Here is an 11,970-nt window from a genome sequence, read left to right as displayed (position 1 = left end):
GGATTGTTTACCACGAAAGGCGCGTGGACGCAGTGACTTCTACCGCCGCGGCTGGTCCTTTGCCGGCACCACCAGCTTGGGCAGCTTCTCGCCCTGGCTGAGCAGGTCGAACAATCCGCCCAGCTTCTGCAGCACGCGGAACTCAGCGAGCTGCATCGCGGTGCCGTTCGTCACCTGGCTGGCGCGCGCGTTGAACAGGATCTGCTGGCTGTCGAGCAGGTCGAAGACGGTGCGCTTCCCCTCACGGAACTGCTGCGTGTAGAGCTGCACCACCTTCTGCGACGAGGCGATCTCGCTGTCGATCGTGGCGGTCTTCGCCCGCGCCGCCTCCAGCGCGTTGAAGTCGATCCGCAGGTCCTGCTCCACCTCGCGGCGGCGACGCTCCAGCTCGTAATCGGCCTCGCGCAGCCGCGCCGACAGGCGGTTGCGCACCGCCACGTCCGCCCCGCCGTTCAGGAAGCCATAGGTGACGGTCACCATGCCGCGTGCGTCGCGGTTCTGGCCGGTGCGGCCCTGCACGTCGTCGCGCCAATTGGCCTGCGCCAGCAGGCCGACCTTGGGAAAGAAGGTGCCGGTCTGGCTCGCGCGCTGCCGCTCGATCGAGCGGCGGTCCTGCACCGCCTGCGCCATGCGCGGGCTGTGGTCGGCGATCATCGCCACCGCGGCGTCGGCGCTGGGCGGCAGCGCCGCGGCGGCGCTCGGCACGTCCGCGGCGCGCGCCGGCAGCCGATCGGTCAGCCGGCGATAGCTCTCGCGTGCCTGCTCCAGGGCGCTGCGGCGATCCTGGATCTGCGCCTGCACGTTCTCGCTGCGCGCCTTGGCGCGGCTGACGTCGGCGGGCGTGGTAAGGCCCAGCTCGTTCTGCGTCGTCACCATCTTCAGGATCTTCTGCGCGGCGGCCAGCTCCTCCTCGCCCAGCGCCAGCAGCTTCTGCCGCTCCAGCACGGAAAGGTACGCGGTCGAGATGTCGTAGGACACCGCCTCGATCTTCTCGCGCGTGCCCCATTGCGCCGCGCGATAGCTGGCGCGCGCGCGCTTGATGTCGTTGATCGTGGTGCCGAAGTCGAACAGGTTCTGCCGCACCGACAGCAGCCCCTCGCCGCGGCGCAGGTTGGTGGCGGCGCCGAGCTGCGGATCGTTGAACTCGTTCCCGATCGCAACGGCGATGTCCATGTGCGGCAGGTAGCCGGCCACCGCCTCGTCCACGCCGTACTTCGCGTCGTCCTGCCGCGCGAGCGCGATCTGGATGTCGGGATTGCTCTTCAGCGCCTCGACGATGGCAGCGCGCAGATCCTCGGGCCGGTCGGCCGGGGCGGGCGGTGACGCGGGCGCCGGAACCTGCGCCGTCGACTTCACGGCAAGCGCGGCGCCCGGCAGGACCAGCGGGCGCGACGGCGCCACCGGCATCACGAAGGACGTGATGCGATGGGGATCCTCCACCGGCAGCAGCGCCTCGGCGGCGGGCAGCACGGGGCCGTAGGTCGGCCGGCGGCCCGGCGTGACGAAGCTGATCCGTGCCCAGGTCACCTCGTCGGGTTGCGCCCGGTCGAGCGCACGCGCGTCGGGATCGCCGAGCCGCGGCAGGACGGAAGGGGCCGGCGCGCGCAGCGCGGAGGGCACGATCGCGGCCAGCGCGGGGAGCGCCGGCATCGCGGCGGGCAGCAGCGCGGCGACGGGCAGCGCGCCCGCGGGCACGGCGGCCGTCAGCATCGAGCCGGCGAGCGCGCCTGCCAGGGTGCGCGAGGAGAACGCGTGACGCATGATCCGCTCCGCTCAGGCCGCCGAGGCCGCCGCAGCCGGGGCGGCGCCCGCCTCGGCCAGGATCGCCGCCAGCGTCTCGTCGTCCAGCGGCTCGTCGAAGTGGATGCCGAAGCCCTTGGGCGTCGTGCCGACGATGCGGCCGAACACTTCCTCGCTGCCGATCGTCAGACACACGGGCACGTCGCGGCGATACAGCAGATAGCTGAGCCGCGGCCGGAACAGCGCGCCGCCCGCCGACAGGTCGATGGTGCGGCCGGGGAAGGTGACCACCCGGTCCATCATCATCACCGACCCCTCGATGGCGCAGGCGTGCCGCGCGCTGGCGCGGGAGAAATCGCGCCGGTGGCGGCGCGCGAAGGGGAAGATCGAGGGAAGCTTCATGTTGGCAATCCTCTCATTCGCCAGCCGCGGCGCGCGACGCGGGCGCGGCGGGTTCCGGTCGCGCGGGCGCCTGGTCCTCGACCGGCACGCCCAGCTCGCGACTCAGCTTGTCGAGGTCCGCGCGCGCGCCGCCGGACGTGGCGGTATCGCGATCCTCGATCCGGTCGATCAGCCGGCCCAGCCGCGCGTCGGCGCTGGCCTGCTCCTCCGCCAGCTTGCGCAGCAGGGCGCGATCGGTCTCGCGCTGCGCGGCGAGCCAGCCCACGGTGCCCTCGAACGAGGCGCGCACGTCCTGAACCAGTTGCTCCTGCTGCGTCGACAGCGCGCGCACATCCTGCCGCAGCGCCGCCTCCACCCGCTCGCGCCGCCAGCGCAGCAGCGCTCCCGCACGATCGCGCCAGCCGCGCGCAGGCGCCTCGGTCTCCACGGGCACGCCCACCACGCTCGGTCCGCGCTCCGCAAGTTCCGCCTGCATCGCGATCAGCCGCTCCAGCTGCGCGTGCAGCGTCGCGGCGTCGACCGGCGGCTGCCGCCCGGCCTGCTCCAGCATCGTCTCCATCATCGCCGCCATGGCCAGCCGATCGCGCTCCGCGGTGCGGAACATCGCCTCCACGCGGGTCAGGATCGCGGCCTGGCTGTGCGCCAGCTCGGCGACCGTGGTGACCAGCGGCGTCAGCACCGGCGACGGATCGGCCATCTTGCCGACGTGGCTGCCCAGCGCCTCGATCTGCGTCGCCATGCTGGCGACGGCGCGATGCGTCTCGTCGCCGGCGCGCGCGTCGCTCTCGATCGCGCGGCGCATCTCGTCCAGCTGCTTCGACCCCTGCACCAGCGCCTTGGTGACGCCGGCCAGCTCCACCTTGTTGCTGCTGGCGGCCGCCTGCTCGGTGCCGCCCTCCAGCTCGGCGATGTTCGACAGCCAGTGCTCGAATTCGTTGCGCAGCGTTTTCATCGCGCTGGTCATGAACCGCTCCAGCGCGCCCAGGACCATCGACGTCATCAGGCCGAACAGCGACGAGCTGAAGCCCACCGACATGCCGTTCAGCGGGCCCTTCATCCCCTCGATCAGCTTGCCGAAGCTGTCCGATCCGCCCGCGCCCGACACGTCCATGCTGCCGATCAGGTCGCCGACCGAGTGCACGGTCTTCATCAGCCCCATGAAGGCGCCGAGCAGGCCGAGGAACACCATAAGGCCGGAGAAGTACATGATCGTCGACTTGCGATCGTTGATGCGCTGGTCGACGTCGTGCAGCAGCAGCTGCACCGTGGAGTTGCTGAGATGCAGCGAATCCTGCTTGCCCAGCTCCTCCGTAATCATGCGATAGCCCTGTCCGAGCAGCTCGGGCTCGTGGAAGACGATGGCGGGCTGCTTGTACGGATCGAGCGGTCGACGCGAGCGGACGCCATAATCGACCTTCAGCGCGTTCAGCGCCAGCACCTCGTTCTTCAGCTTCAGCACGTGGCGGAAGGCCAGCCACGCGGCGAGGCCGAAGGTGGCGAAGATCGACAGGTTCAGCGCTGCCTTCGCCTGGATGCCGGCGATGACGAATTCGTGCGCGTAGACGCCCAGGCCGAGAAGGACGACCATGATGGCCGTCATCTTCATCAGTTCGGAACGGATCTTCTTTTCCATGGGCGCTCTCGCTCGCTCAGGGCTTCACGACGACGCGCACGTTGTGCCCGTCCTTCGACGTGGGATCGGTCACGCGGACCTGCGTCCTGATCTTCGCGCCGGCGATGCCCGCGCGGATCAGGACGTTGCGGACCATGGCCGCGCGATAGAAGGCGAGGCGCTGCGCCTCGGTCACCGACATGCTCTGGGGCGCGCTGGACCAGATCTCGTAGGTGGCACCGCCGTCGGCCTTGCCCGCGACGAAGGTCTTCACCTTGCCCTCGGTGTCGGCGTCGAGCCTGACCGCCATCGGATCGAAATCGAGCCGCAGCAGCACGTCCGCGGTCTCCACCTTCACGCCCTTGGTATCGTCGGGCTGCTCGTCCGCCTTTACCGCCAGCCGCAGCGTCTCCGGGGTCTCGCGCGTGCGGATCGACAGCCGGTCCTGCCCGTCGACCGCGGTGTCGCTCTTCAGCACGTCGCCCAGTTCGGCGATCGACGATCCGTCCGGCGCATCGGCGGGCGAGCGCAGGCGCGCGTGGCGATTCGCGTCGGCGGCGGTGGCGCCCGCGGGCACCTTGGGCGCCTCGCCGACCTTCTGGTGCTGCGCGTCGTAATTCGCCTTGAACCGCTCCACCGCGCGCTGCGACAGCACCATCACCGCCGCGCTCATGATGACGAGCAGGAAGGTGACGACCATGATGACGGTCGTCAGCACGTCGACGAACGCCGGCCAGTGATTGACTTCGCCCTCGGCCGATCCGCCTGCCACGTTCCACCCCTCTCGCGCCGCACAAGTTGCGGTGCCCGGCGCCTGCGATAGTCGAGCGATGGTTAAGAGACGGATAACCATGGAGCCGCTTCGACAGCTTTGCTAAGTGACTGACGTGCTTGGTCCCGGCGACCCCGTCCCGCCCTTCAGGGCGCGCACCCGCGGCAATCCCGCCTACGCCTTCGACAGCGTGGCGGGGCGGCACGTCGCCGTCACGCTGATCGGACGGCTGGCGGTGCCCGGCGTCGCCGCGATGGTGCGCGCGCTGCGCGAGGACGACGGGCTGTTCGACGACGAGCGCGCGAGCCATTTCGTCGTCACCGCCGATCCTGCCGACCTCGACACGCTGCCCGACCGCTATCCGGGCGTCCGCACGCTGGCTGACGACGGGTTCGCGGCGGCCGACGCCTTCGGCTGCCGCACCGGCGACGACCTGCGGCTCGCCACGTTCCTGCTCGACCCCGGCCTGCGAGTCGTGGCGGTCCTGCCGGTGGAGGACGCGGATCGCCACGCGGCCGACGTCCACGCCGCGATGCGCGCGCTGCTCGGCGCCGCGCCGGCGGACGGCCTCGCCCCCGTGCTGGTCGTGCCGCACCTGCTGGAGCCGGCGCTGTGCCGCCGCTTCATCGACTATTGCGAGTCGCAGGGGGCGGAGGACAGCGGCTACATGAAGACCGATCCGGCGACCGGTCGCACCGTGCTGGTGGTCGATCACCACCACAAGCGGCGCAGCGACTGCCTGATCGAGGACGAGGAGCTGCGCGCCGCGTTGCGCCACCGCGTGATGCGGCGGCTGGTGCCGGCGATCCAGCGCGCGTTCCAGTTCCGCGTGTCGCGCATGGAACGCTACCTGATCGGCCGCTACGACAGTGCGACCGGCGGACATTTCCGCCCGCACAAGGACAATACCACGCGCGGCACCGCGCACCGCCGCTTCGCCGTGTCGATCAACCTGGACGCCGACGCGCACGAGGGCGGAGACCTGCGCTTTCCCGAGTTCGGCCGGCGCACGTATCGTCCGCCGACGGGGGGCGCGGTGGTCTTCTCCTGCTCGCTGCTGCACGAGGCGACGCCGGTGACGGCCGGGGTGCGCCACTGCATCCTGCCGTTCCTCTACGACGAGGCGGCGGCGCAGGTGCGGCTGGAGAATGCGCGCTATCTCGACGACCCGGCGCTGCGCGACCAGGTGATCGCCTCGGTGACGGCGCGCTGATCCTCCCGCGCGCTGCGGCGGATCACGCCACCTTCGCGCGGGGAGCCTTCAGCATCGCCACCACCTCGTCGCGCGGGCGGTCGGCCGTCACCCGGCCGTCGTCCAGCCAGATCACGCGGTCGACCATGTCGAGCAGCGCCAGCCGGTGCGTCGCGACGATCAGCGTGCGGTCGCGCGTCGCCTCGCGCAGGCCGCGGATCACCGCCTGCTCGCTGCCCACGTCCATCGACGCGGTCGGCTCGTCCAGCAGCAGCACCTGCGGATCGCGCACCAGCGCGCGCGCCAGCAGCACCGACTGGCGCTGGCCGCCCGACAGGCGGCTGCCGCGCGGGCCGACGCGGCGGCAATAGCCCTCCACGGTGCGGCTGACGAAGCCGTCGAGGCCGGAGGCGCGGATCGCGGCCTCCACCACCTCCTCGTCCGGCTCGTCCATGCCCAGCAGGATGTTCTCCCAGATGGTGGCGTCGAACAGCGTGGCGTCCTGCGCCGAGTAGACGAGGCCGCGACGCAGCTGCGCCGTGGCGTAGTGCGCGGCGGCATGGCCGTCGATCGTCAACAGGCCCGACTGCGCCTCGGCCAAGCCGGCCAGCAGGTGCAGCAGCGTCGTCTTGCCCGAACCCGACTTGCCGATCAGCGCCACCTTCTCCCCCGGGGCGATCGACAGCGTGATCCCGGAAAGGCTGGGCGCCGCCGCGCCGGGGTGGACGACACCCACGTCGGCCAGACGGAAGTCGCCGCGCACGCGGGCGCGCCGCACCGCGGGATCGGACACCTGACGCTCCGCCGGCAGCGCGATGATCGCGGCCAGCCCGGCGAATTGCGCCAGGCTCTGGTACGCCTTGCTGGCGAGGCCGATCGCGGCGGAAACGGGCACCATCGCGCGCCCCGTCAGCATCGTCGCCGCCACCAGAGCGCCGGTGGTCATGACGCCAGCCTTGATCTGGAAGACGCCGATCACGATCACGAGGACCGTCACCATCTGCACCAGCAGCCCGGCCATGCTGCCCGGCAGCTCGTTCCACTTGCGCGTGGCCTTGCCGCTCATCGCCAGGTGGTCGGAGACGACGTCCCACCGCTGCAGGAAATGCCCCTCGGCCTGGTTCGCCTTGATCGTGGCGATGCCGTCCGCGACGTCCACGGCCAGGTCCTGCCGCGCCTGCATCAGCTTCGAGGAGCGTCGGCCCGACAGCTTCACCGCATAATTGCAGACGATGCCGACGATCGCCAGCGCCGCGGCGCCGACGACCGGAGCGGCCACCGCCCAGCCGCCGATCAGCGCGATCAGCGCGAGGTAGAGCGCGAAGAAGGGCAGGTCGACGAGGAACGTCACTACCGCCTGCGGCACCAGCAGCGACAGCCCCTCCACGTCGCGCAGCGCGGTCATCAGCCCGCCCGACGACTGCGTCCGCGCGTTGCGGGCGCGCAGGAAGCTGGCCATCGCGCGGTGCTGCACCGCGTGGCCCACGCGCACGCCGACGGCGTCGACGTAGCTCTGCCGCACGTGCTTGAAGCCGAATTCGAACAGCAGGACGAGCACGACCCCGGCGGACAACGCCCACAGCGACTCGATCGCCAGATTGGGCACGACGCGGTCGTAGATCGCGCGCATGTAGAGCGGGATCGCGAGCGCGCACAGGTTCAGCAGCACCGCCGCCATGACCAGCTGCGCCAGCATGCGTCGCTCGCCGAGGAAGCTGCCGAGCAGCCACAGCCGCGGATTGCGCTGCGCCAGTTCGCCCGCTTCCGCCGCGGCGTCGCCATTGGCGGGATCGACGTGCCCGCACGACAGCATCTCGCCTGCCAGCAGCGGATCGAGGTCGCGCGCGGCGACGCTGCGTGTCCCGCCGGCGTCGCGGACGCGCAGGCCCCCCGCGGGCTCCACCGCCTCGATCACCACGCAGCCGCCGTGGGCCAGCGGCGCCAGCAGCGGTACGTCGGCGATCGCCACGGCGGCGGCGCGGCGCGCGCTCCAGTTCGCCTCCAGCCCCGCGCGAGCGAGCGCGAAGGGGGCGTGTCGCGGGTCCAGCGCGCCGTCGGCGGCGGGCAGGGCCGCGACCAGCATCTCCGCCGAGCTCTCGCGCCCGCACAGCGCCGCCAGCGCCACCAGCGCGTCGACGACGGGCAGCGGCGTCACCGCGATGGCGTCGTTCGCCGCCGCGCGCCGGCCCATGCGCCCGGCGATCCGCTGGGCGAGGCTGATGCCCCTGACGCTGTCACCGCTGTCCATGTCGTGTCGGCTTCCGGTCGGTTGGTCCGGTGCCGATTAAACATTCTTAAGGATAATGATCGGTAAACGCCGTCGCGAACGATGGAACGGACGTGACGATGATCCTTGCCGCGATGCGCGACCGCCTGATCCGCCGGATGGGCGGGGCCAGCCTGTTCGAGAACGTGGACGAGCGAGAGCTCGCCGCCGCGCTGGGCGGGCGCGCGGGCGTCGCGAGCGCGCCGATCGGCGGCATCGCGCCATGGAGCGCGCGCATCCGCACCGACCGGCCGACGAACATCCTGATCGTGACCGGCGCGGTGCTGGCGATCTTCCTCGGCTGGGCGGCGCTCTTCTCCGTCGACAAGGTGACGCGCGGGCAAGGCCGCGTCCTCCCGTCCGTGCAGAACCAGGTCGTCCAGCACCTGGAAGGTGGCATCGTGAAGCGCATCCTGATCGAGGAGGGGCAGCGCGTCCGAAAGGGGCAGGTGCTGCTCCAGCTGTCGAACGAGTTCACCGCCGCGGACGCGCAGAACGCGCAGACCGACGTGGTAGCGAAGAAGATCGCGCTGGCGCGGATGGACGCCGAGGTCGCCGGTGCCGGCGATTTTCGCGCGCCCGCGGCGCTGGCGACGCTCGCCCCCGCCATCGCCGCATCGGAGGAGGCGCTGTTCCATTCCCGCCGCGCGCAGATGGGCCAGTCGTCCAGCATCATGGCCGAGCAGGGCCGCGGCCATCGCGCGGAGATCGCCGCGTCCGCCGCGCGGCTGCGCAACCTGCGCGCCGAGGAGACGCTGATGATGAGCCAGCTCGCCAAGCTGGAGAAGGCGTATGCCGAGGAGGCGATCTCCGAGCGCGAGGTGCTGGACAAGCGCGCCGCGCTGCTGTCGCTGCGCACGAAGATGGACGACGTGCAGAACTCCATCCCGACGACCTACGCGGAACTCGGCGAATCCTCCGCCCGCCAGCGCGAAGTATGGACGCGCACGATGGAGGAAACGAAGGAACAGGCCGCCAAGCTGCGGCTGGAGCTCGCCAAGGCGAACGAGAACCTGACGGCCTACAGCGACAAGCAGTCGCGCGAGGAGGTTCGCGCGCCGATGGACGGCATCGTCAACAAGCTGTTCTTCCAGACGGTCGGCGGCGTCATCCGCGCGGGCGAACCGGTCGCGGAGATCGTGCCGATCGACAAGACGGTGATGGTGGAGGCGCGCGTCGCCCCGCGCGACCGCGGAGACGTGTGGCCGGGCCTGCCGGCGACGATCAAGGTGTCCGCCTACGATTCGGCGATCTACGGCGGGCTGGACGGCAAGGTGGTCGACGTGTCCGCCGACGTGATCCAGGATCCGAAGGGCGAGAGCTACTATCGCGTCCGGCTGAAGGCCGATTCGACCCATTTCGGCGAGGGCAGGCCGGTGATCCCGGGCATGACCGCGGAGGTCAACATCAAGGCGGGGCGGCAGACCATCCTCTCCTACATCCTGGGCCCGCTGATCCGCATCAAGGAAGGCGCCCTTCGGGAATGAAATCCTTCACATAGGTAAGGACGGGAATGGTCGCCGGTAGCGCGACGTTCGCCCGCCCTCTACGGCCGGGCCGATCGTTTGTAGCGAACCGGGCCGGAACGAAGGGCGGGTGGACATCAGTGACTGAGTTGGAGCGAAGGGGCGACGCCGGCCGATCGTCCTTTCTCCTGGGCGGCGGCGAGCTGGGCGACCTGATCGCGCGTCACGACTGGGCACGCACCGCGATCGGCCCCATCGAGGGCTGGCCGGTCGCGATGAAGACGATGCTGGCCTTCGTCCTGCGCTCCCCCGTGCCGATCGTCACGCTGTGGGGGGACAGCGGCGTGATGATCTACAACGACGCCTATCGCGCCTTCGCGGGCGGGCGGCACCCGTCGATCCTGGGCACCAACGTGCTGGAGGGCTGGCACGAGGTCGCCGACTTCAACGCCAACGTCATGCAGAAGGTGTACCGCGAGGGCGGCACCCTGTCCTACCAGGACCAGGAGTTGACGCTGGTGCGCGACGGCACGCCGCGCGTGCTGTGGACCGATCTCGAATATTCCCCCGCCTTCGACGAAAGGGGCACGCCGCTGGGCGTGGTCGCCGTGGTGATCGAGACGACGCAGAAGGTGCTCGCCAGCCGCCGGCTGCAGGACGACCGCAACCGGCTGTGGACCATTTCGCGCGATCTCCTGCTGGTGTGCACGACGGAGGGGACGATCACCGCGGTGAACCCGTCCGCCACGCGGATGCTGGGGTGGGCCGAGAGCGAGATGGTCGGCCGCAACCTCATCGAGTTCCTCCACCCCGACGACCTCGCCGCCACCGCCGCGGAGCTCGACCGGCTCGACCAGGGCGAGACGACCCTGGCGTTCGAGAACCGCTATCGCACCCGCGCGGGCGACTATCGCCTGCTCGCCTGGACGGCGGTGCCGGAGGCGGGGCGGGTCCACGCCGTCGGCCGCGACATCACGGAGGAGCGGCGGATCGCGCGCGACCGCGACCGCATCTGGAACCTGTCGCCGGTCCTGAAGGTGGTGACGGACACCAGCGGCCACATCACCGACATCAACCCGTCGTGGACGCGCCGGCTGGGCTGGACGCGCGAGGAGACGCTGGGCCGCCGCACCACCGACTTCATGCTGGACGACGAGCAGCAGTGGAGCGGCCGCGTCGCCACGCTGCGCTCCGGCCGGCCCCTGCTCGACTATCGCACCACGCTGGTCGCCCGGGACGGCCACCACGTCGTCGTGCAATGGACGACAGTGCCGGAGAGCGACACCTTCTACGGCTTCGGCCGCGACGTGACCGCGGAGATCGAGGCCGCGGACGCGCTGGCGGAGACCGAGGCGGCGCTGCGCCAGTCGCAGAAGATGGAGGCGGTCGGCCAGCTGACCGGCGGCATCGCGCACGATTTCAACAACCTGCTGCAAGGTATCACCGGCAGCCTGGAGATCGTCCAGCGGCGCGTGGCGCAGGGGCGGGTCGACGATCTCGACCGCTTCATCACCGGCGCCTCCACTGCGGCGAGCCGCGCCGCGGCGCTCACGCACCGCCTGCTCGCCTTCTCGCGCCGCCAGCCGCTCGATCCCCGGCCGGTGCGCGGCAACGCGCTGGTCGCGTCGATGGAGGACCTGATCCGCCGCTCCATCGGCGAGCGGATCGAGCTGGAGCTGGTGCTGGCGGGCGGGTTGTGGATCACGCGCTGCGATCCCAACCAGCTGGAAAGCGCGATCCTCAACCTCGCCATCAACGCGCGCGACGCGATGCCGGACGGCGGCAAGCTGACGATCGAGACGTGCAACGCGCACCTCGACCGTGCCTATGTCGCGCGGCAGCGGGGAATCAAGCCGGGCCAGTATATCTGCATCGCCGTCAGCGACACCGGCATCGGCATGGACGCGGACACCATCGCCAAGGCGTTCGAGCCGTTCTTCACCACCAAGCCGATTGGCCAGGGGACGGGACTGGGCCTGTCGATGATCTACGGCTTCGCGCAGCAGTCCGAGGGCTATGCGAAGATCTACAGCGAGCCGGGCCAGGGCACGACGGTGAAGCTGTACCTGCCGCGCCACCGCGGCGCCGCGGACGAGGAGGAGCCGCTGCCGCAGATCGGCCCGGCGCACCTCGCCGAGGAAGGCGAGGTGGTGCTGGTGGTCGAGGACGAGGCGGTCGTGCGCGGGTTGATCCTCGAAGAGCTGCACGAGCTGGGCTATTCCGCGATCGAGGCGTCGGACGGGCCGGCGGGGCTCGAGATGCTGCGATCGACGCGGCGGATCGACCTGCTCATCACCGACATCGGCCTGCCCGGCCTCAACGGCCGGCAACTCGCCGACGCCGCGCGCGAACTGCGCCCGGCGCTGCGCGTCCTGTTCATGACGGGATATGCGGAGAATGCGGCCATGGCCTCCGGCTTCCTCGAACCGGGCATGGAGATGATTACCAAGCCCTTCGCGATGGAGGCGCTGGCGACGCGCATCCGCGCGATGCTGGCCGACCCCGCGGCGACGGGCTGAG

At 70.8% G+C, this 11,970-nt stretch carries 8 protein-coding genes; 3 read left to right on the top strand and 5 right to left on the bottom strand.

Going from position 1 to position 11,970, the window contains the following annotated elements; all coding sequences use genetic code 11:
* Positions 1–39 precede the first annotated feature (39 nt).
* The 4 genes from HBH26_RS07330 to HBH26_RS07315 are packed head-to-tail and all read right to left on the bottom strand — an operon-like array spanning position 40 to position 4,526.
* Complete coding sequence (locus HBH26_RS07330) at positions 40–1,761, bottom strand: TolC family outer membrane protein (protein WP_168133983.1); 1,722 nt, start codon at positions 1,759–1,761, stop codon at positions 40–42.
* A 12-nt stretch (positions 1,762–1,773) separates the two neighbouring features.
* The gene (locus HBH26_RS07325; RefSeq protein WP_168133982.1) at positions 1,774–2,142 is read right to left on the bottom strand and encodes a PilZ domain-containing protein; all 369 of its coding nucleotides are present in this window, start codon (positions 2,140–2,142) and stop codon (positions 1,774–1,776) included.
* A 13-nt stretch (positions 2,143–2,155) separates the two neighbouring features.
* Complete coding sequence (locus HBH26_RS07320; RefSeq protein ID WP_168133981.1) at positions 2,156–3,775, bottom strand: hypothetical protein; 1,620 nt, start codon at positions 3,773–3,775, stop codon at positions 2,156–2,158.
* 16 nt (positions 3,776–3,791) lie between these two features.
* A complete protein-coding gene (locus tag HBH26_RS07315) occupies positions 3,792–4,526 on the bottom strand; it encodes a hypothetical protein (protein ID WP_168133980.1) in 735 nt (244 codons plus the stop codon).
* Positions 4,527–4,632: 106 nt separating this feature from the next.
* Here HBH26_RS07315 and HBH26_RS21155 point away from each other — a divergent pair, with 106 nt between their 5' ends.
* Positions 4,633–5,739, top strand: coding sequence for a 2OG-Fe(II) oxygenase (locus HBH26_RS21155; protein ID WP_338057292.1), 1,107 nt, complete (start codon positions 4,633–4,635; stop codon positions 5,737–5,739).
* Positions 5,740–5,761: 22 nt separating this feature from the next.
* Here HBH26_RS21155 and HBH26_RS07305 read toward each other — a convergent pair whose 3' ends face one another.
* On the bottom strand, positions 5,762–7,966 hold the full coding sequence (locus HBH26_RS07305; RefSeq protein ID WP_168133979.1) for an ATP-binding cassette domain-containing protein: 2,205 nt from the start codon (positions 7,964–7,966) through the stop codon (positions 5,762–5,764).
* A gap of 98 nt (positions 7,967–8,064) precedes the next feature.
* On the opposite strand from HBH26_RS07305, the gene HBH26_RS07300 reads away from it, so the two are divergent.
* On the top strand, positions 8,065–9,471 hold the full coding sequence (locus HBH26_RS07300) for an HlyD family type I secretion periplasmic adaptor subunit (RefSeq protein ID WP_239024658.1): 1,407 nt from the start codon (positions 8,065–8,067) through the stop codon (positions 9,469–9,471).
* A gap of 119 nt (positions 9,472–9,590) precedes the next feature.
* Complete coding sequence (locus tag HBH26_RS07295) at positions 9,591–11,969, top strand: hybrid sensor histidine kinase/response regulator (RefSeq protein ID WP_338057291.1); 2,379 nt, start codon at positions 9,591–9,593, stop codon at positions 11,967–11,969.
* Position 11,970 lies beyond the last annotated feature (1 nt).

This window comes from Sphingomonas corticis (assembly GCF_012035195.1).
Taxonomy (GTDB): domain Bacteria; phylum Pseudomonadota; class Alphaproteobacteria; order Sphingomonadales; family Sphingomonadaceae; genus Sphingomonas; species Sphingomonas corticis.
The sequence above is the reverse complement of the archived record's forward strand: the minus strand, read 5'-3'. Positions and strand labels throughout refer to the sequence as shown.